This is a genomic window from Pantanalinema rosaneae CENA516, assembly GCF_050753385.1.
Taxonomy (GTDB): Bacteria; Cyanobacteriota; Cyanobacteriia; order Leptolyngbyales; family Leptolyngbyaceae; genus Pantanalinema; species Pantanalinema rosaneae.
In genome coordinates, this window is record NZ_JBLZFZ010000055.1 from 13939 (window position 1) to 37220 (window position 23282).

Below are 23282 nucleotides of genomic sequence, written 5' to 3' on the forward strand. Positions count from 1 at the left end.
TTTTGGTGAGGAGATGGCAGGCACGATCGCTCTGGAGCCTGTTTTGGGTCATCCTGGCGAGCCTGGTGCTAATTGGTATGAGTTGGCTACAGTCCAGTCTATTCCCCCAACTGCCAGAGCCGCCTCCCACTCCGGTTCGATCTCCTGACCCCCACTCACCGATGGCAATAAGAACTAAAATCGACTGTCGGCAGATTCCCCGCGATCGCTTAATGGTGGCGCTTGCATTTGGGCAATCGAATTCGGCGAATTTTGGCAATCAACGTCGAACGGCTCAAGCATCGGTGTATCACTTTCATGCCGGGAACTGCTACCGAGCCGCCGATCCGTTGCTGGGAGCAGATGGAAATGGGGGAAGTGTGTGGACTCGTTTAGGCGACAAAATTGTGCAACAGGGGTTATTTGATCACGTCCTCTTTGCCTCGATCGGGCTAGGGGGCTCAGAAATCCGCCGTTGGACACCGGGAGGAGACTTGCATCCCCGCCTGACGACAACAATTCAGCAATTAACCACGGCTGGTTTTGGAATTACCCATTTACTCTGGCATCAAGGGGAGACGGATGCTGCCCTGGGAACTCCGACGGAGATTTATCAACATCGCTTTACTGCCATGCTAGAGAGTATTCGCTCGACGGGAGTACAAGCGCCTATTTATGTGTCGATCGCGTCCCGTTGCGAGGAGATATTGCCCCAGCCCAGCATTCAGGCGGCTCAACGAGCCTTGGTGAATCCAGCCCAGGGAATTTTGCCGGGGCCTAATACCGATGAGTTAGATGGTGCCGATCGCTACGATCGTTGCCACTTTTCGGCATCTGGTTTAGATAAAGCGGCGGATTTGTGGTTAGCGGCCTTAATGGCTCCGGCTCCATGACTCGCAGAGTGAACTGGCGCGATCGCTGGCAGGACTGGCTAGGCACAGTCATAAAGGTGAGTTTATTAGTAGTATTGCTCTGTTCGCTGACCGGTTATCTCGGCAACTATCACCAGTTATTGGATTTAACGGCTCACTTCAAAGGGCAATATTTACTGGTTGGTCTGGTCGCCTTGATCTACTTTTGCCTGCGATGGCGTTCACGGTGGCGTTGGATGATTGTGAGTTTAGTCTGTATAGGGCTGAATGCGGCTGAAATTCTCCCGTGGTACTTCCCAGCAGCCTCGGTTCACGAATCCACTCCATCCCTACGGGTACTCCTATCCAATGTCAAAGTCCAGAATCGGCAATACGATCGCGTGATCGCTCTGGTGCGAGAAGTGCAGCCTGATATTGCCGTGTTTCAGGAGGTGAATCAGGTTTGGTTAGATCAACTCGATATCCTGCGGGATCAGTTGCCCTACAGAGTGAGCGATTCGGAAGCAACCCGGTTTGGCAATGTGATCTATAGTGCGTTGCCGTTGCAGCAGGTCAGTAGTCGCCGGTTTGCTCAGGAACGCTTTCCCAGCCTGCTCGCTGAGATTCAGCCTGAGCGCGATCGTCCGCCGATCGCCCTGATTGCCACCCATCCCTCACCACCACTAAAACCCGCCGATTTTGCGGCTCGGAACCAGCAATTCACGGCAATGGCAGATTATATTCAGAAGGTGTCCGATCCAGTCATGGTGATTGGAGATCTGAATACAACCATGTGGTCGCCCAATTACCGTAAGTTTGTGCAGCAGACCAGGCTCCGCAATAGTCGGGTGGGATTTGGTATTCTCCCAACCTGGCCTGCCCAGTTACCGTTGCTCACCATTCCGATCGATCACTGTTTAGTGAGTCCAGAGATTACCGTCATTCAAACTCAAACAGGTAAAAATATTGGTTCCGATCATTTACCCTTGATTGTGGATCTGCTCTAAGAGGATGTTTTAAAAGTATCAAAGTGATTGCATTTGCCCCCTTTGCTAGTATGCCCGTAGAGCTATAAGCCCCCCATTCTGGGGGACTTTGAACCCGGTTCCCCCCAGAATTGGGGGGCTAGGGGGGGCGGTTCAGGTAACGATTTTGACTTTTCCAACCCCCTCTGACGAGCAAGAAATTGTCCTGTGATCGCCCCCTGATATCTATGAGGGAGCGATCGTGAGGCAAGTTAGGGATTAGAAGCGATCGCGTCTGGTTCGATCCGTAGGCTGATTCGTGATGGTTGGATTCGACGCATCCACATCCAGTGTTTCCCGCCGCAGTTTCTCATCGGCAGAGACAACTTCCTGGTCTACAACCTTCTTCACATTCACTTCTTCCCGGACAATGGTTTGCTTATGAATGTCTGGTACCTCTTCATAGACATCCATCCGCGCCACCTCGGCTTCCCCAAAGTCTACGACATCGGCAGAAACAGGGGTTCCAGCATCGATCGGTTCAACCCGCTCGACTACAACGCGTTCCTTTTCGATCGGCATAGCAACATGAGTCTTCTCAGTTTCCACATGCTTACCGACCGTTACTTCGCCGACTTTATCGCGATGTTTGTCAGCCACCAAGCGTTCTTCGTACAGATCTAAACGTTGGTTGGTGAGATCCTGTTGCCGATCGGAGTGCTCCAGATAATCGGAATCACCCGGACGATCGCGATCGCCAGGTAAAGCATTGGCTAGCCGATCCCAGGCATCCTTCGTGGCGTATTTTGCCTGTTCCCAGCCCAGTTTATTGCCGCCATACTGTTGCTCATAATCCCGTCTGAGGTCGGGTTCAACCTGATCATAGGTTCTACCACTGCTGGCATAGCGGCTATATCCTTCATAGCCAGTTCGGTAGGCCGGTTCATAGTCTTCGTACCGTTGACCGGACTTCACATAGGGGCGAGAGGTATAGTTATCGCGCCAGTAGTCAGCTTCCATAGTGGGGTTAATTTGTTCAGCCGCACCTTTCCCGGCTAGACCTCCGGCAACTGCGCCGATCGCCGCCCCGACCACAGCACCTACAGGACCTCCGATCGCGCCACCAACGGCGGTACCGATCACCCCTGCACCGGCGGCACCGACCCCCGTCCCGATCGGATGGGCGCCCGGTTGTCCAGTAATTGGATCGGGATTGGCATCGGTCGGATCATAAGGTTCCTTTCTCACAGAATTATCATCACTTCGCATGTAAACCTCCGTATTATCAATAACTCAATTGTTGCCGACAACATGGCTTTACCTTAGTCATGAAATGCTGCGAATACGTCTCCTAAAAGGGAGAGGCTAACCCCCTATATTTGGACTAGCTCAGAGATTTCAAACCTGATTAGTATGCCTTTTGAAGGAGCCAACCCTAATTGCTGGAGTAGCGGTTTTGTGCGTCTCTCAAATGAGAGATGAAGGAATGACACTTAGGTTTTATGGTGAGGTTAATCAATTAAATTTATTTTTTCAAGGAAGGGGATTATGGCGATTAATCATGACCCAACAGGTTATAACAACCAGCTAAATCATGCCGCGATGCAAAACTTTGATGTCTATAGCGATCGACAGGAAAAACTCAAAATTGGTAGAGTGATTGATCTGTTGTTAGATCAATCTGGAAACCTGCGGTATTTGATTGTTGAACTAAATTCTTTGATGGCTGGTAAACAGGTACTCATTCCCTTAGAGAATGCTCAGATTGACTTAGCCACCCAGCGCATTTATGTGCAAGGACTGACAAAAGCGGAAGTGGGTAATCTTCCTCCTTATCAAACCTCGGTGACTCAGCAGCGTTCAAATGCAGTGACAGACGTGATACCTGTGATGCGACCAGTCGAGGAAAGTGCTCCCCTGGAAGCTTCGGCTCCCTTAGAAGGCTATCCAGTCGCGTACCGTTCTGACCAGTATTCCGTGTCACCCGCCACTCCTGCCCATTCAGTGATGCCACCCAGTGAACCACCTGTTACCCTGCCACCCCGGACTGTGTCGCCACCCCCAACGCCCAGTGTCGCTCCGATGCCGTCTGCCAATATCCGGGAAGAAGCAGCGATCGCACCTCCTGTCACCGATCTGCGGGACGAAACCGTCATTCCATTACGGGAAGAACGGTTAATTGTTGACCAAAATCGGCATAAAGTGGGTGAAGTGGTAGTGCGAAAAGAAATTGAAACCGAGATTATTGAAGTGCCAGTTCAACGGGAAAAACTGATTGTGGAACAGGCTGGCGCTGAGCCAAGAAGATTAGCAGAGATTGATTTAGATGATCCTGTGAATCGTAATCTCTAAGGATGGCAGATTGATTCAGGGGTAATTTGGTGTACAGGCTGCCAATTGATGAACTTCCCAATCCTTAGCGCCGTTTTAGGATCTGCTTAATACTACCCATAGCTGCCGCGATCGCGACTGGAGAGGGTGCAGTTTGCTGCCAGCTTTCTCGGGCTTCTAATTGGTTCAACCAGGCATCTAGTCGCGCATAATTTGCGATCGGGATGCCAAACATGGGCAGAGCCGTAACGAGGGTGCCTGCCACAACTTCGGCTAGAGTAAATTCTTCTCCGGCGAAGTAAGGAGCAGTACCTAATAAGTCCTCATAGAATTGCAATACCGTCAAGATTCGCTGGTTTGCCTTATCTACCGCATCTGCTGCCACATCCATTTGCATCAGTTGTTTCATTAGTGGCACAGTAGCAGGCTGTAATTCATTCACTGTGATCATCTCTACCATCCGCACGATCGCAATCAAATGTGCCTCTTTGGGCATCAGGGGAGGTGACGGATATTTTGCTTCTAAATAATCTAAAATCGCTAAGGATTCGATAATCCGAAAGTCCTGATCCAGTAGAACGGGGACTTGCTGGAACGGATTAGTGTCGGTAAATTCTGGTTGAAACTGATCGCCATTTAACTTTAATAAAACTGGCTCAAATGGAATTTGTTTCTCCAGTAATGCGACCCAGACTCGGCGGGCATTCACAGAAAGTGGGTTGTAATAAAACTTCAGCATAGATTGGGGTGGACTACTCAGCGCTGTAATGGGCGATCGCTGTTAACACCTTACCATCTTCATTAAACCAGAACCACTCAACCGCCCGTTTCTCCAGAACCGATTTGTAATAGATGACCAAGCTATTTACACTGAATAGAACATCCAGTAATTCAAAGTGTAGATTGGGAAACTTTTCGAGCGATCGCTGCCAATACTCCCTCACATTTTCCTTACCTTTTAAGCGACCTGTAGGATTGCCAGCGATCGCCTGAATGAAGGGTGAAGTCATTTCAAAATCATCGGCATAATGCGACAGGACACGCTCAAGATCATGAGCATTCCAGGCTGAAATCCATTCATGAACAAAGGTATTTGCAAAGGTTTGATCTAGCATACTCAAATCCTCTTCATCTTTGCTGGATCGAATGAGTCACTATGGACGAACACCTCATATTATCCGTTAGTTAATATTTCTATAAACCTCAAATAGGGGCAAGGTACACTTACCCCCATCCAATTAGCATTACCCAAAAATTAGTGTTAGCGATTATCCAGTGGCAAAAGAGGCAATGCTATTAAGGGATAACTGCCACAGCTTTACTAACAAATATTCGGTATGAGCCTCAAGATCAACCAGGAAAATTCCTTCGCTACAATGACTATTTGTGGATAGCCAGGTTCCTGGTAAAGTGACTTCGACAAACTCGGCATCACAGGAACTGAGCGTAATTGACTCATGGAATTGCTGGGCGATCGTTTCTAACAGTGCCAATTCCGGGAGATGCTTCGGCAATAGTAGTGAGGCTTGTCCAGGTTCAATCATTAAGGTTTGACCAATTCGCATGGTCAAGATAATCCGTTGGGTGATTAATTCTTCTAACGAGGTTGTCAAATGTTCAAGGTGAATACCCGTCTCAGTATAGGTAAATTTCAGCATGATCCTGGTGTCTCCTGGGTGTCCAGAGATGTGGCTGTGGGTCAACTGGGTGATTCAGGTTGAGTTAGCCGGGCTGACGGATCTTCGGCTCACCCCTCAAACGTGATCACCATGAATAATTTCGACTAAATGTTTCAAAACTGCGAACGGCAGCCTGTAACTACACGGGGACGATCGTCCATTTCGGGCATGACGCACCCGATGACAAAAATCCACTCCCCGGATGCTCGGAGGCGGCGGACGAGGGTAATTAGCAAATAAAGAATAGGAGCGATCGCGACCAGTCGGCTGATGTCAATGGCGCGATGGCATGACGACTTGACTTGACACCAGGATAGAAAAGCTGGACTGCCGGATCGGTTGGGGGTATTGAAAAGATGGCATGGCAGAAGGAATGAAAAACCACTTGAATATTCCTTCCAACATACTACACTTGTATTACGACCATGTCTAGATTGAATCAAGGAGACTAACAATGCCGACACTAACTCGCACCTCAACCACCGAAATGGAAGTCACTAGCATCCGGCTAGAGCGAGAACTGAAGGAAAAACTGAAAGAGTTATCCGGCAATCAGGGCTATCAGGCACTCATTCGCGATGTGCTGTGGAATTATGTGCATCAACGATCGGGGGATTATGCGCCCCAACTCTCCCGATCGGATATTCGCGCCACGATCGCGGCCACCGCCCAACAGGAAGAACGCTGTGCGCTCACGGGCAAAATCATTCGACCGCAGGAACCGATGTTATTAGGATTAACCCCAGAAGGAGTGATGCTGCCGCTCAGTGCCGATAGTTTTAATGACTAGAGGACAACCAACCATGCGGACTGATTACGTTTGGCAAGACCGTACCCTGGTCAACAACTTTCTTACGGGAGTGCGAGGGGGAATTCCGTTTGCGATCGAGCAAATCAATATGGCTCTGAACGTTTTGGAGCAAACAGGGATTCCGGTTCACCGTGTCGCCGATTTAGGCTGTGGAGATGGCGCGATCGCTCAAGCGATCCTGCACCGCTACCCTGAGGCAGAAGTGACGGCGATCGATTTTTCGCAACCGATGCTGGATCAGGCAGAACACCGCCTCGCGCCCTTTGGCGATCGGGTGCGGTTACTCAAAGCCGATCTTTACACGTCTGACTGGCACTCTGATCTAGAACCCTTCGATGCCATCTTCTCCGGGTATTGCATTCATCACCTGCCGGACGATCGTAAGCAAGCTCTATACCGCGAAATCTATGCTCTCCTGCATCCCGGCGGCTGCTTTCTCAACATTGAGCATGTGGCATCAGCCACTCCCTGGGTGGAGGAACTGTTTAACGATCGGTTGATCGATGCCCTGTACCAGTGGAATCTGACTCAATCCGAACCCCTTTCCCGGACTGAAGTCGCGCAGCGCTATGTGCATCGGGATGATAAAGCTGCCAACATCCTGGCTCCGGTAGAGCAACAGTGTGATTGGTTACGAGCGATCGGCTTTCAGCATGTAGACTGCTATTTCAAGTTTTTGGAGTTAGCGGTCTTCGGCGGTGTAAAGCCCAACGCTTAATCCTAGTGGGCTAAAGGATCACTCCAAGTGACTACACCAAACTTCTGATCCTTTAGCCTTCCCCCCGCTACCAAGGTTTGCTATCATAGGTAAGCGACACAAGCGGATGTGGCGGAATTGGTAGACGCGCTAGATTTAGGTTCTAGTTTCTCACGAAGTGAAGGTTCAAGTCCTTTCATCCGCATAAGCTAAAAATCTGGTCAGCAATCAGCATCTCTACAATCCTGAGAGTGAGATGGTCACTATGCTGGCATGATGAGTGGGATTTCCTGATTGCGGTGCTTACGGTAAATTCTGAAGTCATTATCCAATGTGAGGATGATACTTTCAGGGTATAGCTCTGTCATTCTTACCAGGCAGGCATCAGCAAGTGACATCGGTACATTTTCATAGCGAGTTATCAGTTCCGCGATCGCCTGCACTTGATCTGAGAGACAAAAGCTTACCTGTAACGCTCCCTTATTTACCAGTGATAAAACAGTCTGTTGGCTACGGGAATCACGTAAAAGCTGCCGTCTCATGACTCGCCAAAACCCGCCATATAACTCTTATTAGCGGATAAGTCAGGCGGTAATCCTTCTAGACAGCCAATTAAATCTCCAGCTAGCTCAAGAAAAGAGGTGGAGTTTTCTACCGTCTCCGGTTGCTCAGAATTGACCACAGAGGTGTCGTCAATCACCAGCACCACTTTAAATGTTCCTACTGGCAAATCTTCAGGTAGCTGAATTTTGAGTTCTTTAGTAGATGTAATTTTAGCAATAGTTTGAATAGTCTTCATTGTGGTATGTTAAAGTGTTAGCCCTTGCTAGTCGGACTTCCAGATGTGGCGGAATGGGTAGACGCGCTAGATTTAGGTTCTAGTTTCTCACGAAGTGAAGGTTCAAGTCCTTTCATCCGCATCACAGGCAAAACTAAAACTCCAGTTCTGCAAATAGCTCTGCGACAGGTAGGGTAAATCCAGGGACGACTTCTTCTCCATCCAGACGATCGCCCATTCGCAAAAAAGCATCTGGGCTGGGGCTGTGATATACCAGCACATACTGCTCGTCGGGGTGGATGACCCATACCAGGCGTGAGCCATTCTCGAAATACTCCACAATTTTGTCGTGAATTTCCTCGACAGTATTGGTGGGAGAAAGAATTTCTACCGCTAAATCTGGTGAACCTTGGAAATAGCCTTTGGGTAATCGTTTAACCCCTTGTAGCCGCTCTTTAGCTACGAACGATACATCTGGCGATCGTTTATTCCCGTTTTTCATTGTGAATGCTGTACTGGAATCACACACACAACCTAGTTTGTTGGAGCGGACATAGAGCGATAAACTTCCTCCCAAAAAGCTACCGATTTCTCCGTGCTCCATCCCCGAATTGCCCATGTTCACCAGTTCTCCATCCACCAACTCATAGCGTCCGTCTTCCGGCAACGCCATGAACTCTGCATCTGTCCAAATCTTTGGCTCTGAAGCGATCGTCATAATAGCCTGCCTCCGTTCACCGCTTGCATTGAGGAACTTTGACTAAGATGTTTGAGATTGCCAACAGCCGCTACTGTCCTGATGGCAAATCTAGAGTATGGTAGTAGCCTCATCGGTTTCATTATGGCTGATTGCAAGAACTAACTTCACTGTAACAATGCGATCGCCTCCTGACGCAGAGTAATTTAGAATAGCAATCGCTGCTCACCTAAAGCAGAGCTATTGTTGGATCTTGGATGGATTGTCATTAATAACCCCAATCAGAATTGAGACAGTGATAATCATCCAGACTGGGTCAGTCAAACCTAACTTAGGAGCAACTGATGAAACCGATTAAGAAGCAAATTGTTACTGATGAATCAATGCGCCCTGTTGCTGTTTTAATTGATTATCAAGATTGGCAGGCGATCGAAGAAATTCTGGAAACTTACCAACAGCAGGATACTGCATCAGCACTGGCTGAGTATGCTGGTGTAATTCAATTAACTGTTGATCCGCTAGCGTACCAACAGCAGATTAGAGATGAATGGGAATATTTCTACAATACAAATCCAATCTTTATTGACTAAATAAAGAGCTTGAAATCATTAGAACCATAACCTGATAAGAATTAGCAGCACAGTTACTTTATCTCACACTAACTTTAGTGCTAATGGCTGACCGTGATTCATAATTAAGAATCTAACGGAATACTTGCAGACGATCGTGCGATGAATGTTTTGATCATTGGGGGAAATCGGGGAATTGGGTTGGGATTTGTGCGAACGCTGCTGGGCGATCGCCGTATGCAAAGCCTCGTGGCGACCTATCGGCAATCTGTCAGTCCCGAATTAGTAGAGTTAGCGAAACAGTATGGCGATCGACTACATTTAATTCCGATGGATATAACGGATGAGGCGCAAATTGCGGCTGGGGTCGCTGAAATTCAGCCGTTAGTTGATCGCTTACATTTGGTGATTTATTGTGTCGGGTTGCTGCATGATAGTAATTTGCAACCGGAGAAAAGTTTGCAACAGATTCAAGCCGATCGCTTGCTGCGATACTTTCAGGTCAATAGTATTGGCGCTGTATTGTTAGCGAAACATTTATTGCCGTTACTGAAGCACTGCGATCGCAGTGTGTTTGCCAGTATTTCCGCTAAAGTTGGCAGTATTGGAGATAACCAGTTGGGCGGTTGGTATGGGTATCGAGCCTCTAAAGCGGCGTTGAATATGTTAATGCGAACAACCGCGATCGAATACAGTCGCAAAAGTCCAAATACGATCGTGGCATTGCTACATCCGGGTACAACAGATACACAGTTATCCCAACCGTTTCAACGGAATGTACCACCAGAGAAATTGTTTTCCGTCGATCGGACTGTCAGCCAATTACTGACTGTAATCGAAAACTTGCAACCCAGCGATAGTGGACAGTTTTTCTCCTGGGATGGCAGCCGTCTGCCCTGGTGAACTTTACTACTGTCCGACGGCAAAGATTTGTGCGGCGGTGAGAGTCAGGTTTGGGAAAGCGGTGGAAATGATGCGATCGTTGCCGCGAAACTGTTGGACTTGATACTCGCCATCAATTAATTGATACACCGAAATGGTCGGCTGTTTAGGGGAACCAATATAGCGTCTACCGCCTAATCCGAGATAATCGACAATCCAATATTCGGGAATTTGTAATGCCTCATAATCAATAAACTTGTGTCCGTAATCATCGCGCCAATTGGTACTGACAACCTCAATCACTACCCGAACTGATGTTCCCTGGGTGATGGTAGAGCGTTTTTTCCAGAGCGGTTCCTCATCCAGCGCCAATTGGTCGAGGACAATCACATCGGGGCTATAGCCTGATTTGTCGGTATCGATCGGCTTGACGATCGCCTGTCGAGGAATAACGGATGACAATTGCAACCGCCTAATTTCTAGAAACAACTCCCCGGCTAGAAAACCGCCAACCTGTTCATGCGTTCCAGTGGGTTGCATCTCAATGACGACTCCATTCCACAATTCATAGCGCCCGTAGCCATCTGGATACCAGTCCAGAAAGTCGTCCAGGGTCATTAATTCGGGAACTGCTTGTACCATTGCCCTTAAGCTTTAATCTCGATGTTAGTTCCAAGTGTAGTCTGCTTCTGAGAAGTTCTACACCTGGGCTAACGGTGGCTTACGCCGGTTTGAATTCTGCGATCGCTTGAACTAACTGATCTAATTCCGATTCCAGCGTGAAGTAATGGACGCAAGCGCGGACACAATCTGGATCGGCGATCGTCCGCAGGTAAATCTGGCGAGATTCCAAAAATTGTACCAGTTGGCGATGGGCTTTGCTATCGAGTTGGAAGGAGATTAATCCAGCATGGGGAGCCGTTGTGCGTAAACAGGTGACTCCAGGTAACTCGGATAGCCGTTGCCAGAGTTGGCGGCTCAGGGTTTGAATTTGCTGGTAGCGTTCCTGGGTCGTACCCCATTCATGATGGAGGGCGATCGCGGCTCTTAATCCTGCCAGTAACGGATTGGCAGAGGTGGCAATCTCGAAGCGACGACCATCGGGTTTCCAGCCAGTGGGCTTGCCTTTGGTGTCGGTCGTAATCCCACGCCAGCCAATAAAGGTGGGATGCAGACTAGCTAAGGCTCCCGGTCGTACATATAAGCCCCCCACTCCTTCCGGCCCACACCACCACTTATGTCCAGTGAAGGCATAGAAATCTGCTTTAACGGTTGCCAGGTTCAAGGGCAGCACCCCGACAGATTGGGCGGCATCGACTAACACCCGAATCGGTACCGAATTAGAGTAACTATGGCAAGCGGCGACCATTTCGGTGAGTGGCAACACTTGCCCGGTATTCCACAGAATGTGGCTCAAGACGACCATGCGAGTTTCAGGTCGCAAATGTTGGGCTAATACGGCGACTGGATCACCAGCATTCAGCGTTTTCATTAACGGGCAGGTGGTCACTTCGACCCCAAACCGACGGGCAATTTCCTGGGCAGTGGCGATAATGCCGGGGTGTTCACAGTCCGACAGCAGCAAATGATCGCCGATCCGCCAATCCATGCCCCAGAGGGCGATATTACAGCCGATCGAGACATTTTCAGTCAGGGTAATGGTGGCAGCGTCAACGTGCAGTTCCTGGGCGATCGCCTGCCGGGTTTGGTCGGTTTCGCGAGTAATCCAATCATTGACCTCGCCGGAAAATGGACCCAACTGCTGCACCTGTTGAAACGATCGCTGAATCGCCTCTAGTACAGACTGTGCCATCGGTCCCTGACCGCCATAATTAAAGTAGGCTTTGGCTTGTAGCGCCGGAACCTGCGATCGATACTCTGCGATCGAACGTTGAGTCGTCGGAATACTCGTCATAAACAATAATTTGGTAGAAATGCGCTCTTTAGTAATGGAGTGAACAGTTATCTCTGATCCAAGGTCAGTTACAGTGGTTAGTAGTGGAGTGACGGTTCACTGTTCACTATTCCTTACTTCAGGGTTCGCTGTCTACTCATCTAAATTTCTGCCATTTATCGACATTTCCTGTTAGTTTGAGAGCATGCAGATAGATGCCGAGTTGCTGCTTAACTATCAACGCTGTCGTCGTCGCGCTTTTTTAGATTTCTATGGGGACTTCGAGCAACGCGATTCCCCCAATGATTATCTGCTAAAGCTGTTTCAGGACAGTCGCGAGAATCATCGGTTGGTACTGGCAAATCAGGTGATCCACCAACCGTCCTATCCGCATGGCGACCTCACTGCCGCCGCCGCCGCCACTCTGGAACTCATGCAACAGGGCGCAGAGCAGATCTACCAGGGAGTGCTGACGATCGAGGGGGAAGCAGGAGTGACGCTGGTCAGCAATCCTGATCTACTGATTAAACAGCCGGGACAGTCTCAGTTTGGAGATTGGCTGTATCTGCCTGCTGAAATTAAGCTGGGTAAGCGCCCCAAACTAGAGTATCAAATCATTGCCGCCTTTCATCTCCTGGTGTTGGGGCAGGTACAGGGAGCCTGGACGGAAACCGCCTGGTTATTGCTGCGAGAGAAAGGGACGTATGAAGTGGATTTGTGGGATGTCTTTCCCCAAATGCAGGCGTTATTGACTGAATGCATTCAAATGCTCCAGGCGCAGCAAGAGCCAGAAGTGTTTATTGCTCGGAGTCGGTGCAGTTTGTGTCATTGGTTAAGCCACTGTCACGCGATCGCCAAAGCGGATCACCATCTTTCATTGCTACCAGGGGTCACGGCGGCTCGGTATCTGCAATTACAGGAACGCAACCTGACGACCGTAAAAGCTTTAGCCGATGCGAATCCGGCACATTTGGAACCCTTACCGGGCTTTGGTGCCGAAACTGCCTATCGCTTAGTCCGGCAGGCGAAATCAACCCTCCATAACTGTGCCTTAATTAGTGAAGACCACCAGCGGGGTGCAGATCTCAGTTTGAATGGTTCCAGTGGCATCACCAGCCATCGCCATCCTGCGCGACAGTTTGAGCAGGAGCTACCGACTGCCGCGATCGAGCTTTATTTCGACATCGAAGCAGAACCCGCGTTGGATCTGGTGTATTTGCATGGAGTGTTGGTGGTCGATCGCCACAATCAAACGACTAACTTTCATGCGCTGGTGGCAGAAACCCCGGAAGATGAAGCGATCGCGTGGCAGCAATTTCTTGATCTGGCATGGCGCTATCCCAATGCCCCGATCTTTCACTTCTGTCCCTATGAAGCGCAGACGGTAGAACGGTTAGCCAAACTGTATGGTACGCCGACGCAACATACCAAACCTCTGTTACATCGGTTCGTCGATTTACATGAACGAGTCACCCGATTAGTCACCTTGCCTGTAGAAAGTTATGCCCTCAAACCGATCGCTCGCTGGCTAGGGTTTGAGTGGCAAGACCCGAATGCCAGTGGCCCTCTGTCAATCTGCTGGTACAGCCAATGGTTAGCCACGGGCGATCGCACTTACCTCAACTCGATCCTGACCTACAACGAAGACGACTGCCGCGCAACCCACCACATTAAAGAATGGCTGGTGGGTTTTTTACAGGAAATTTATGCCGCTGAATTAGCATAGCCCCAAACTGATTTGGTCGATAAACCCAGGATCTGAAGTCTTTGGCTCTGTAATCGCCTCTCTTCTTATTGATTGACTGACAAATTTTATAAGTTAGTGCCCAAACTACCCTCACCCTAGCCCTCTCCCACAGGAGAGGGAACCAAGACCTAATTCGGCTCCCTTCGCCCACGGGGAGAAGGGTTGGGGATGAGGGCAAAAGAGTTTTGTCAGCCAACCAGCGCTTCATATTGCCAAATGTCACCCTGGGGCGGTCTAATGGCAGCTAGTCCTTTTTCGTGCATTTCCCGGAACTCATCATGTCCTGTCATGCCCCCTTGGCTGATTTAGTTGCTGTATTGCAGGCGACTCCAGTAAACGTATCGACCGCAATGCTGGCTCAAATGGCGGCAGGTATCACGACCGATACCCGCCGTCTTCAGGCAGGGGAAGTTTTCCTGGCGTTGCGGGGGGAAACCTTTGATGGTCATGATTTTGTCGAAACGGCGATGCAAGCGGGAGCGATCGCGGCGATCGTTGATCCTCAGTTCACGCCAGCCCAGCCGTTTCCCGTATTGCAAGTAGCAGATACCTTAGCGGCATATCAAGCGATCGCTCGCTGGTGGCGACAGCAATTTACGATTCCCGTGATTGCAGTAACCGGATCGGTGGGGAAAACGACCACGAAGGAATTAATTGCCGCTGTCTTATCTTTGCAAGGGAATATCCTAAAGAGTCAGGCAAACCACAATAACGAAATTGGAGTGCCGAAAACTCTGTTAGAACTGGGGACAGAGCATGATTATGCGATTGTGGAAATGGGGATGCGGGGACGGGGTGAAATTGCCCTACTGAGTCAGATCGCGCAACCGGAGATTGCCGTGATTACCAACGTGGGGACGGCTCACATTGGACGACTGGGATCAGAAGCGGCGATCGCCGAAGCCAAATGTGAACTATTGGCAGAAATGCCCGCCGCCAGTACCGCCATTCTCAACCACGATAATTCGCTGCTGCTGCATACGGCGAACACTGTTTGGCAGGGCAAAACCATCACCTTTGGGTTAGAAGGGGGCAATATTCATGGCAAATTGATCAATCCAGAAACCTTAGTTGTTGACGGTATGGAGTTTCCCTTGCCATTACCCGGACGACATAATGCCCTCAACTATTTAGCCGCTTTAGCTGTCGCGAAAGTTCTAGGGATGGATTGGTCATTGTTGCAGAGCGGGTTGACCGTAACGTTACCCGCCGGACGTGCCAAAAAGTTAGCGTTTCCTGACAAAGATGTAGTGATTTTAGATGAAACCTACAACGCTGGACTGGAATCGATGTTGGCAGCGCTGCATCTACTGGCGCAAACTCCCGGTCAGCGCCGGATTGCCGTTTTAGGGACAATGAAGGAATTAGGCGATCGTGCCGCCGAGTTTCATCATCAAGTTGGGGCAACCGTGAGCGAACTGCATCTGGATCATCTGCTGGTCTTAGCTGAATCACCGGAAGCCAAAGCGATCGCCACTGGAGCCGCCCCCCTAGCCGCCGAATGCTTTACCAGTCATCAGGAAGTGATCGATCGTTTGATGACCCTGATCCAACCGGGCGATCGTCTGTTATTCAAGGCTTCCCGCGCCGTTGGATTGGATCAAGTTGTCGATCAGTTAAATCAACGGTTGTCATAACAACCTAGGTTTATTTCCAGAAGAATTTATGCCCACAAATTGTAGGGGTTTGGCATTCGGTCAACAGTCTTCCCGCTTGGTCAGAGATGATCTGCCGAATGCTAAACCCGTACAGGGGTAATATCTTTCTCAGACATCTCCCAAGCAGAGAATCCTAAAGTTTTACATCCTTTAAGTGACTGCGAGGATTAAAGCTGCGGTTAGCACGAATCGTTTCGTAGGCTTGCCGTTCCACTGGAGTTAAGTCCTTCGGCGGTACGATCGTCACCTTCACCATTTGATCACCCCGTCCGCCCTTGGGATTGGGGAATCCTTTGCCCCGTAACCGCAACGACTGCCCCGATCGAATTCCGGCAGGCACATTCACCGTCACCATGCCATCGGGAGTCGGCACTTCCATCTGGACACCCAACACCGCCTCATCCGGCGTAATCGAGACTTCACAGACCAAATTATCGCCTTCAAATTGGAAGAAGGAATGGGGTGTAATCTCGATCGTTAAATACAAATCGCCCCGTTGGCTGGTGTAGTGCGGACTGAACTGCCCCTTACCCCGCACCCGCACCCGACTCCCCGGTTTTGCCCCGGCAGGAATGCGGACATCAATAATTTCACTACCCACACTCAGGCGTTTCTGTACACCGTGAAAGGCTTCGGACAAGGACAGTGTTAATGTCGCTTCACTATCCAGCCCACTCGCACCCCGCCCGGTGGTATCAAAGCCAAACGGCGTTTCACTGGTCGTCGTTCGGTAGTTGGTTTGAGTTCGAGCGCGGCGACCCCCAAATCCACCGCCATCCGTTCCCATCCGACCTAACAGATCGTTAATGAACTCATCAAAGCTGTGATAGTTACCAAATTCGAAACTATCAAAATTCACGTTCGAGTTCATATTGGGGTCAAACGGGGATCCTGCCTGTCCTGCCTGCTTCCAATAGCGCCCAAACTGATCATATTTCTTGCGTTTGTCTGGGTCAGACAGCACTTCGTAAGCTTCGTTCGCTTCCTTAAACCGAGCTTCTGCGGTGCGATCGCCAGGATTCATATCCGGGTGGTATTTGCGTGCCAGCTTCCGAAAGGCTTTCTTGATTTCGTCAGCACTTGCCGTCTTACTGACCCCCAAAATCGAGTAGTAGTCTTTGAAGTCAGTTGCAGCCATCAACCCCTCTCCTATAACACTTTCTCTATAGTCATACCTTTGACCCCAGACTAACAAAAATTCTAGTCCGACTAAGTACGGTTGGGAGGGGCAATATCCGAATTTCAGTCAACAAGCAATGAACACTACAGCCAATTAACCTCTCCCCCATCTCCCCATCTCCCTATCACCGATAACCATGCTCAAGTGTGATCAAACAATGAAAGCCATCGGTCATGCTAGGTGGCGCTCCCATCAGCCGACGCTGCATCTGGTACATAATCGCTGCGGGAACCTGCCGATCGCGCTCCGCATTACGCTGCAAACAAATCGATAACGGGACATCTAACCAGAGTCCAGTGATGTGAGTAAATCCTGCCTCCTGTGCCAGGGCGATCGCCTGCCGTCGCTGCCTCCGGACGACATTGGTGGCATCGTAAATCGCTCCCTGTAAGTCTCCTGAATCAATCTGCTGCACCGTTTCCCGAAACTGTCGCCCTACTTCTGCCCAAACCTTCAGCCAGGGGCCTTGAATCGCGGCATCGCTAAATAACTGGGCACGAATGGCATCGGTGGAAATTAAGCGGCGATCGGGACAAACTTGCACTAATTTGGCGGCGAGAGTGGACTTACCACTACCGGGTAAACCAATCAGGATCAACAGACGGAGCATAATCAGGGGTAAACATGACTGTTCGGATGGTCTAGGGAATGATAGCCGCTGCAAACGGCGGGTCGTCTGTCGAAGGTGTATCCTGATGTATGGGCAAAATCCCAGACCCGTTGGGACATTCGAGAGATATTAGTTGAGAAAATCCTGTGCTTGACCTGAAGCAAATTCGTGAGAATCCGGAAGCTGTGCAAGAGCGGCTGAACCGTCGCAATGGTAACTACGATCTGAGTGCGATCGTGCAGCTTGACCAGCAACAACGGGAATTAGAAAAGACCCGATCGCAACTCCAGGCGCGGAGTAATGAAATTGGCAAGCTGGTTGGGCAAAAGATGAAGTCTGGCAGTCAGCCCAATGATCCAGAAATTCAAGACCTGAAAGACGAGGGCAACCAGCTTAAAGTCCAACTGAGTGAACTGGAGCCGCAGGAAAAAGAGTTGAAGGCACAAATCGAAGCCTTTGTCCTGACGTTGCCAAATTTGCCTAGCGAATCGACACCGATCGGTAAGGATGAAACCGAGAATGTGGAAGTGCGGCGCTGGGGCGACGAATACAAGCCGACGGCTGAAGGCATGTTGCCCCACTGGGAGATTGGCGAAAAGCTGGGGATTCTGAATACGGAACGGGCAACTAAGATTGCTCAAAGTCGATTTGTGACGCTGATTGGAGCCGGAGCCGCTTTAGAACGGGCGTTGATTCAGTTCATGCTCGATCGCCAGATTGCCGCCGGATATGTGGAAATTCTCCCCCCGGTTTTGATTAATACTCAATCCCTGACTGCCACAGGACAACTGCCCAAGTTTGCGGAAGAGAGCTTCAAATGTAGCGACGATGATTTGTGGTTAGCCCCGACGGCGGAAGTGCCCGTCACCAACTTCTACCGGGATGAAATTCTGTCTGCCACCGATCTGCCGATTCATCACTGTGCCTATACGCCTTGCTTCCGGCGGGAAGCGGGTAGTTATGGACGGGATACCCGTGGCTTAATCCGCTTGCATCAATTTAATAAAGTGGAATTAGTTAAATTAGTGCATCCCAGTCAGTCTGAAGCGGAACATCAACAGTTGGTTCAAAATGCTGAAGCGATCCTGCAAGCCTTGAAGTTGCCCTATCGGGTGATTGAACTCTGTACGGGGGATTTGGGCTTTGGCGCGGCTAAGTGTTACGACCTGGAAGTATGGTTGCCATCTGCCGAAACCTATCGGGAAATTTCCAGTTGTTCTAATTTTGGCGATTTTCAGGCTCGGCGTGGCAATATTCGGTTTAAGGAACCGGGGCAAAAAGGGACTCAGTTTGTCCATACCTTAAATGGGTCGGGATTAGCCGTGGGACGTACAATGGCAGCCGTTTTAGAGAACTATCAGCAGCCCGATGGCAGTGTGCGTTTACCGGAAGCCTTGCAACCTTACTTGGGACGTGAGGTGTTGTAAACCTGGAATAATTGATCCCCGCGATCGCTGGAGTCCCTCCTGCTGCCGAGACGGAGTTCTCAGAAACCCTTTAGAATAGGGGAACATGTAACAAAGGTTAACTGAACGGTATGTCAGTATTGGCAGCGATCGCGGTTCTGGCGATTCTTATCGTGGTTCATGAACTGGGGCACTTCTTTGCCGCCCGAGCTCAGGGGATTTATGCAAACCGATTTTCGATTGGCTTTGGCCCAATCCTCTGGAGCTATAAAGGGTCGGAAACGGAGTATGCCATCCGAGCCTTTCCCCTGGGTGGCTATGTTGGCTTTCCCGATGATGATCCCGATAGCCAGATTCCGCCCAATGATCCCAATCTGTTGAAAAACCGTCCGATTCTCGATCGCGCGATCGTCATCAGTGCTGGCGTGATCGCTAACCTGATTTTTGCTTACCTGGTGCTGGTGGTGCAGCTTGGCACTGTAGGCACGTTGGAAGCAGGGCAACCGGGAGTGTTGATTCCCCAGGTGGTGACTGAGGTGACGGCAGTGTCTCCCTCGGCGACTCAAGTAGGGTTACAGGCAGGCGATCGGCTATATATCAATTCCAGCCTGGATTATCAGTTCAATCCCCAAACGAATGCAATGCAGCTTGCGGTCAAACCGAGTGCCGACCAACCCGTGAAGCTGTTTGTCGAACGTCAAGTACCGGATGCGGATCAGCCGAAGTTAGTGGAACTGGCGTTGCCTGCGACTACCCGGAATGTGGATCTGAGCATTAAACCGGCGGCGGCAATTCAAACTGGTATTCAGCCGGGGGATGTGATTCTGGCAGTGAATGGGCAGGAATTTGGGCGATCGCTGCGGGAGGAAGGAGTCTTAAGGAAACTAATTGAGACCAGTCCGAATACGCCCATTCAGATGGAGATTCGCCGGGGTGAACAGGTATTACCTCTGACCATTACGCCACGCGATGACAATGGGCAAGGACGGATTGGTGCTGGTCTAGCCCCCAATGGTGGCTTAGTGCGGCAGCGGGTCTCGGGGTTCGCTGTATTTGGACAAGCTGCCGACGAGTTCCAAAAGATTGTGAACGATACGCTGGAAGGCTTTGCTCAACTGATTCGTAAGTTTAGCCAAACCTCTAGCCAGGTGGCAGGTCCCGTGGCGATCGTGGCAGCAGGCGCTAAAATTGCCCAATCTGACGCGGCAAATCTGTTCTATTTCGCGGCACTGATCAGCGTCAACCTGGCCGTGATCAACATCCTGCCGTTACCCGCCTTAGATGGTGGTCATCTGGCGTTTCTGCTAATCGAAGGGCTGCGCGGCAAACCGCTCCCCAGCAAACTTCAGGATGGCGTGATGCAGACTGGATTGATGCTGCTACTGGGACTGGGAATTTTCCTAATTCTGCGTGATACAGCCAATCTAATTCAACAGTGAGTATTACCCGAAAACTATCTGGGAAGAAGCAACGGGCGATCGAGATTCTGCATCGCCTGAAAGCTCTTTACCCAGATGCGACCTGTACACTGAACTATCAAACGCCAGTACAACTCCTGGTTGCCACCATTCTCTCCGCCCAATGTACCGATGAGCGAGTAAACATGGTGACTCCGGAGTTATTCCGGCGGTTTCCCGATGCGGCGGCTCTGGCAGGGGCAGACCTGAGTGAACTGGAAACTCTGGTGCGATCGACTGGGTTCTATCGCAATAAAGCCAAAAATATTCAGGGTGCCTGCCGCATGATTATGGAGCAGTTTGGCGGAGAAGTGCCCAAGCTGATGGAAGAGTTGCTCAGGTTGCCGGGAGTGGCGCGAAAAACGGCAAACGTTGTCCTGGCAAATGCCTTTGATATCCACATGGGCGTGACGGTTGATACCCATGTCAAGCGCTTGAGTTATCGGTTGGGACTGACCACCCATACCGACCCAATTCGGATTGAACGGGACTTAATGAAATTACTGCCCCAGCCCGATTGGGAAAATTGGTCAATCCGGTTGATTTATCACGGTCGATCGACCTGTATGGCGCGGAATCCGCAGTGTGATCGCTGTGCGTTAGCCGATATTTGCCCCTCTGCCCCCTTGCCGCAAAAGCCACTCTCGAAGGCTGTAGATGTAGGTGAGTCGGCTGAATCTGCGATCGCTCCATAGGCTGCTTTCTACCCCTTTAGCGGCAGATGTAGCGCTTGAGCTTTCTAGCTTTGGGGCGATTTAAGCCAGAGATGAACTGGATAACTTGATAGTGTGATGCGTTGCTTCGCTGCAATGAATTGAGCGAGTTGCAACTGATTGATTTATCAAACACACAGGAGATTTATCCATGCGACTCACGGCATTCTCGAAACTGGCTGGAGCTACGGTACTGACGTTGGGATTGACTACCCTGCCGCTGATCATGCCTGCTTCTGCTCAAGACACCCCGGCTGGCACCACCACAGGTCAGACCACGGATACAACAACGGATCAGGCGGGCGATCGCGATTTTGACTGGGGCTGGTTGGGGCTGTTAGGACTGATCGGTTTAGCAGGCTTGGCGCGGAAGAATGATGAACCGACGGTGCAATATCGTGACCGCGATGAAGTCAGCAGCACTCGGGCGCGGTACTAATTCCTGAAATTCAACGCCTTTGAGTTCAGTTGTTGTTCTCATACTTCATTCACAGCTTAAATCGAGGATTCATCTATGAAATTAGCTCATTCAGCTAAAAGAATTTTAGGCGCGGGTGTAATTGCGGTTAGTTTGGCGACGCTACCGATGGCGGTTCCAGCGATCGCACAGACGGATACCACCTCACCTACCCTGGATACAACTCCATTTCAAGAAACGAGAGACGATAACAATAATTGGGGCTGGTTAGGCTTACTCGGTCTAATTGGGCTTGCCAACCTATTCCGTAAACCCCGGACTCAGCATACGGTGTATCGGGAACCCGAAACGACAGTCCGGACGGATTACCGGGAATAATACACTGGATGATCACTGGGCGATCGACCATAGGGAAATTACCCTTGCCTGTGGTCGATCCCTCATTACCCATCTTGACTGGAACCTGTCTGATTCCCTAAGCGGCGTTCCCGCAGTTTCAACAGAATTTCGGCATGAACTTCGCGAGTAATGGGATACAGGTATGCCAGCACCAGTCCAATCAGTAACACGATCGTAGGAACAGGGCCAATCATCAGGCGGATCGCGAAGAGGGCAGAGTCGGGTTGGAGTGGTTCAGGTTGACCCGCGATCGATTCTACAAAGCCTGCTCCTTCCAGGGCTAAGCCCACCAGGAATAAGCCAATGGCGAGGGCAACTTTTTGTAGAAGTACCATAAAGCCATAGAAAATCCCTTCTCGTCGTTGTCCTGTTTGTAGTTCATCCAGTTCAATCACATCGGGAATCATTGACCAGGGAATTAAATACGCCGTGGATACGCCAAATCCTGCCATCACGGCTAGAACATACATCAATCCAATTTGCCCCGGTTGCAAGAGAAACAACCCCACTTCAGCAATGATCCAGATTGCCATGCCCATAAAGTAAACGGCTTTCTTCCCCACCCGCTTACTCACAGCACTCCAGACAAATAGCATGATTAACCCTGTCACTTGCACCGCAATCACGACCTGAGTGAAGTCTTGATCGGTCAATCCCATCCAGTTTTTGACAAAGTAAGGGATGACTGCCACGGTATTCTGCACCGCCAGCCAGGAACAGAGGTAAATGCCGATTACATAGACAAAGGGGCGGTTACTAAAGGCAATCTTCAATTGTTGCAGGTAGGGCAGCGATGCCTGATTGGCGGTGGTTTCCTGGCGGTACTGTTCGGTTTGTAAGGCACGATGACGAATGCCCCAAACACACCAGTAGATCGGCAGCACCGATAAAACCGCACAAATTCCACCCAACCAGAGATATTGTTGGATGCGATCGTCTTTGATCCAATTAAAAATTTGTAAGGCAATCACCAGAGATAAAATACTGCCCCCAATCGAGAAGGCAAACCGAAAGCTATTCAGGCTGGTACGTTCGTCGTAGTCCTGGGTTAGCTCCGGTGTCAGTGCCGTATAGGGCAGGTTGACGATCGTATAGAACGTGTTAAAGATGACGGAGATGGCGATGTAGTACCAGAACAAGCCCCATTGGTTAGTGGTGCGATCGGGACTGAACTGGGGGACTACCCATTGCAGAAAAAAGAAAATCCCAAAGGGCACCGCCCCCCAGACCATCCAGGGCAACCGTCGTCCCCATCGATGTTTGGTGCGATCGCTTAACACACCGACGATCGGATCGTTGACCGCATCCCAGATTTTGCCAATCATCAGAATGCTGCCTGCCAAACCGGGACTCAACCCTGCCACATTAGTAAAAAAGATCAGTAGAAAGACTGCCAGAATGTTGGCTGTAATCGCTGCCCCCAAGTCACCTGCCCCATAAGCCAGCTTGGTACTAAAGCTCAGCCGTTGGGCGATCGCCGATTCAGGGGGGTCAGGAGCCGCAGAATTGTTCATAGGGCAATGCCAGAAGATTGGTCATCAGTTGTATCATTTTCATCATC

General features: G+C 50.2%; 26 protein-coding genes and 1 tRNA gene. 15 read left to right on the forward strand and 12 right to left on the reverse strand.

The features are described 5' to 3' along the window. Window positions 1-5: 5 nt before the first annotated feature. Together ACN4EK_RS24945 and ACN4EK_RS24950 are read left to right on the forward strand one after the other, a co-directional pair. Window positions 6-872, forward strand: coding sequence for a sialate O-acetylesterase (locus tag ACN4EK_RS24945; RefSeq protein ID WP_431661017.1), 867 nt, complete (start codon window positions 6-8; stop codon window positions 870-872). Continuing rightward, on the forward strand, window positions 869-1837 hold the full coding sequence (locus tag ACN4EK_RS24950) for an endonuclease/exonuclease/phosphatase family protein (RefSeq protein ID WP_431660986.1): 969 nt from the start codon (window positions 869-871) through the stop codon (window positions 1835-1837). Before ACN4EK_RS24945 ends, ACN4EK_RS24950 begins: the two co-directional genes overlap by 4 nt. Window positions 1838-2074: 237 nt before the next feature. On the opposite strand, the gene ACN4EK_RS24955 is transcribed toward ACN4EK_RS24950, so the two are convergent. After that, the gene (locus tag ACN4EK_RS24955; protein ID WP_431660987.1) at window positions 2075-3043 is read right to left on the reverse strand and encodes a YsnF/AvaK domain-containing protein; all 969 of its coding nucleotides are present in this window, start codon (window positions 3041-3043) and stop codon (window positions 2075-2077) included. 300 nt (window positions 3044-3343) lie between these two features. Here ACN4EK_RS24955 and ACN4EK_RS24960 point away from each other — a divergent pair, with 300 nt between their 5' ends. After that, on the forward strand, window positions 3344-4147 hold the full coding sequence (locus tag ACN4EK_RS24960) for a DUF2382 domain-containing protein (protein WP_431660988.1): 804 nt from the start codon (window positions 3344-3346) through the stop codon (window positions 4145-4147). 64 nt (window positions 4148-4211) lie between these two features. On the opposite strand, the gene ACN4EK_RS24965 is transcribed toward ACN4EK_RS24960, so the two are convergent. The 3 genes from ACN4EK_RS24965 to ACN4EK_RS24975 all read right to left on the reverse strand — a co-directional run bounded on the left by ACN4EK_RS24965 (window position 4212) and on the right by ACN4EK_RS24975 (window position 5784). Continuing rightward, window positions 4212-4865 carry a glutathione S-transferase family protein gene (locus ACN4EK_RS24965; RefSeq protein WP_431660989.1) on the reverse strand — a complete coding sequence of 218 codons (654 nt, stop codon included), beginning with the start codon at window positions 4863-4865 and terminating at the stop codon, window positions 4212-4214. Window positions 4866-4878: 13 nt separating this feature from the next. Beyond that, window positions 4879-5241 carry a nuclear transport factor 2 family protein gene (locus ACN4EK_RS24970; RefSeq protein ID WP_431660990.1) on the reverse strand — a complete coding sequence of 121 codons (363 nt, stop codon included), beginning with the start codon at window positions 5239-5241 and terminating at the stop codon, window positions 4879-4881. 153 nt (window positions 5242-5394) lie between these two features. Next, window positions 5395-5784 carry an alr0857 family protein gene (locus tag ACN4EK_RS24975; RefSeq protein ID WP_431660991.1) on the reverse strand — a complete coding sequence of 130 codons (390 nt, stop codon included), beginning with the start codon at window positions 5782-5784 and terminating at the stop codon, window positions 5395-5397. A 475-nt stretch (window positions 5785-6259) separates the two neighbouring features. Between ACN4EK_RS24975 and ACN4EK_RS24980 the strand changes: the two genes are divergently transcribed. The 3 genes from ACN4EK_RS24980 to ACN4EK_RS24990 all read left to right on the forward strand — a co-directional run bounded on the left by ACN4EK_RS24980 (window position 6260) and on the right by ACN4EK_RS24990 (window position 7518). Next, window positions 6260-6595, forward strand: coding sequence for a hypothetical protein (locus ACN4EK_RS24980; RefSeq protein ID WP_431660992.1), 336 nt, complete (start codon window positions 6260-6262; stop codon window positions 6593-6595). A 13-nt stretch (window positions 6596-6608) separates the two neighbouring features. Next, window positions 6609-7334, forward strand: a complete 726-nt coding sequence (locus tag ACN4EK_RS24985) for a class I SAM-dependent methyltransferase (protein WP_431660993.1) — start codon at window positions 6609-6611, stop codon at window positions 7332-7334. A gap of 102 nt (window positions 7335-7436) precedes the next feature. Then, window positions 7437-7518: transfer RNA gene (locus ACN4EK_RS24990), tRNA-Leu, on the forward strand. A gap of 58 nt (window positions 7519-7576) precedes the next feature. Here the strand turns inward: ACN4EK_RS24990 and ACN4EK_RS24995 are convergent. From ACN4EK_RS24995 to ACN4EK_RS25005, 3 genes are all read right to left on the reverse strand, one after another. After that, on the reverse strand, window positions 7577-7855 hold the full coding sequence (locus ACN4EK_RS24995; RefSeq protein WP_431660994.1) for a hypothetical protein: 279 nt from the start codon (window positions 7853-7855) through the stop codon (window positions 7577-7579). After that, entirely contained in the window at window positions 7852-8112 is a 261-nt protein-coding gene (locus ACN4EK_RS25000; protein ID WP_431660995.1) for a hypothetical protein, read from the reverse strand. Before ACN4EK_RS25000 ends, ACN4EK_RS24995 begins: the two co-directional genes overlap by 4 nt. 133 nt (window positions 8113-8245) lie before the next feature. Then, window positions 8246-8809: a Uma2 family endonuclease gene (locus ACN4EK_RS25005; RefSeq protein WP_431660996.1), complete on the reverse strand. Its 564-nt coding sequence runs from the start codon at window positions 8807-8809 to the stop codon at window positions 8246-8248. Between the two features lie 323 nt (window positions 8810-9132). Here ACN4EK_RS25005 and ACN4EK_RS25010 point away from each other — a divergent pair, with 323 nt between their 5' ends. Together ACN4EK_RS25010 and ACN4EK_RS25015 are read left to right on the forward strand one after the other, a co-directional pair. After that, complete coding sequence (locus ACN4EK_RS25010; RefSeq protein ID WP_431660997.1) at window positions 9133-9378, forward strand: hypothetical protein; 246 nt, start codon at window positions 9133-9135, stop codon at window positions 9376-9378. Between the two features lie 141 nt (window positions 9379-9519). Then, complete coding sequence (locus ACN4EK_RS25015; RefSeq protein WP_431660998.1) at window positions 9520-10260, forward strand: SDR family NAD(P)-dependent oxidoreductase; 741 nt, start codon at window positions 9520-9522, stop codon at window positions 10258-10260. A gap of 6 nt (window positions 10261-10266) precedes the next feature. Here the strand turns inward: ACN4EK_RS25015 and ACN4EK_RS25020 are convergent, their stop codons facing one another. Both ACN4EK_RS25020 and ACN4EK_RS25025 read right to left on the reverse strand, forming a co-directional pair. Next, window positions 10267-10881: a Uma2 family endonuclease gene (locus ACN4EK_RS25020; protein ID WP_431660999.1), complete on the reverse strand. Its 615-nt coding sequence runs from the start codon at window positions 10879-10881 to the stop codon at window positions 10267-10269. 79 nt (window positions 10882-10960) lie between these two features. After that, a complete protein-coding gene (locus tag ACN4EK_RS25025) occupies window positions 10961-12154 on the reverse strand; it encodes an aminotransferase class V-fold PLP-dependent enzyme (protein WP_431661000.1) in 1194 nt (397 codons plus the stop codon). Between the two features lie 184 nt (window positions 12155-12338). On the opposite strand from ACN4EK_RS25025, the gene ACN4EK_RS25030 reads away from it, so the two are divergent. Both ACN4EK_RS25030 and ACN4EK_RS25035 read left to right on the forward strand, forming a co-directional pair. Beyond that, window positions 12339-13859: a TM0106 family RecB-like putative nuclease gene (locus ACN4EK_RS25030; RefSeq protein WP_431661001.1), complete on the forward strand. Its 1521-nt coding sequence runs from the start codon at window positions 12339-12341 to the stop codon at window positions 13857-13859. Between the two features lie 299 nt (window positions 13860-14158). Then, window positions 14159-15517 carry a UDP-N-acetylmuramoyl-tripeptide--D-alanyl-D-alanine ligase gene (locus ACN4EK_RS25035; RefSeq protein ID WP_431661002.1) on the forward strand — a complete coding sequence of 453 codons (1359 nt, stop codon included), beginning with the start codon at window positions 14159-14161 and terminating at the stop codon, window positions 15515-15517. Window positions 15518-15671: 154 nt separating this feature from the next. On the opposite strand, the gene ACN4EK_RS25040 is transcribed toward ACN4EK_RS25035, so the two are convergent. Together ACN4EK_RS25040 and ACN4EK_RS25045 are read right to left on the reverse strand one after the other, a co-directional pair. Beyond that, a complete protein-coding gene (locus ACN4EK_RS25040) occupies window positions 15672-16676 on the reverse strand; it encodes a DnaJ C-terminal domain-containing protein (protein ID WP_431661003.1) in 1005 nt (334 codons plus the stop codon). 166 nt (window positions 16677-16842) lie between these two features. Continuing rightward, the gene (locus tag ACN4EK_RS25045; RefSeq protein ID WP_431661004.1) at window positions 16843-17328 is read right to left on the reverse strand and encodes an AAA family ATPase; all 486 of its coding nucleotides are present in this window, start codon (window positions 17326-17328) and stop codon (window positions 16843-16845) included. Between the two features lie 146 nt (window positions 17329-17474). Between ACN4EK_RS25045 and serS the strand changes: the two genes are divergently transcribed. The 5 genes from serS to ACN4EK_RS25070 all read left to right on the forward strand — a co-directional run bounded on the left by serS (window position 17475) and on the right by ACN4EK_RS25070 (window position 21700). Then, the gene (gene serS, locus ACN4EK_RS25050) at window positions 17475-18755 is read left to right on the forward strand and encodes a serine--tRNA ligase (protein ID WP_431661005.1); all 1281 of its coding nucleotides are present in this window, start codon (window positions 17475-17477) and stop codon (window positions 18753-18755) included. A 110-nt stretch (window positions 18756-18865) separates the two neighbouring features. Continuing rightward, window positions 18866-20173 carry an RIP metalloprotease RseP gene (rseP, locus tag ACN4EK_RS25055; RefSeq protein WP_431661006.1) on the forward strand — a complete coding sequence of 436 codons (1308 nt, stop codon included), beginning with the start codon at window positions 18866-18868 and terminating at the stop codon, window positions 20171-20173. Beyond that, window positions 20170-20886, forward strand: coding sequence for an endonuclease III (nth, locus tag ACN4EK_RS25060; protein ID WP_431661007.1), 717 nt, complete (start codon window positions 20170-20172; stop codon window positions 20884-20886). The genes rseP and nth overlap by 4 nt, the downstream gene beginning before the upstream one ends. A 169-nt stretch (window positions 20887-21055) precedes the next feature. Continuing rightward, the gene (locus ACN4EK_RS25065) at window positions 21056-21343 is read left to right on the forward strand and encodes a WGxxGxxG family protein (RefSeq protein WP_431661008.1); all 288 of its coding nucleotides are present in this window, start codon (window positions 21056-21058) and stop codon (window positions 21341-21343) included. 75 nt (window positions 21344-21418) lie between these two features. Continuing rightward, window positions 21419-21700: a WGxxGxxG family protein gene (locus tag ACN4EK_RS25070; RefSeq protein WP_431661009.1), complete on the forward strand. Its 282-nt coding sequence runs from the start codon at window positions 21419-21421 to the stop codon at window positions 21698-21700. Window positions 21701-21765: 65 nt separating this feature from the next. Here ACN4EK_RS25070 and ACN4EK_RS25075 read toward each other — a convergent pair whose 3' ends face one another. Then, window positions 21766-23235, reverse strand: coding sequence for an MFS transporter (locus ACN4EK_RS25075; protein WP_431661010.1), 1470 nt, complete (start codon window positions 23233-23235; stop codon window positions 21766-21768). Window positions 23236-23282 lie beyond the last annotated feature (47 nt).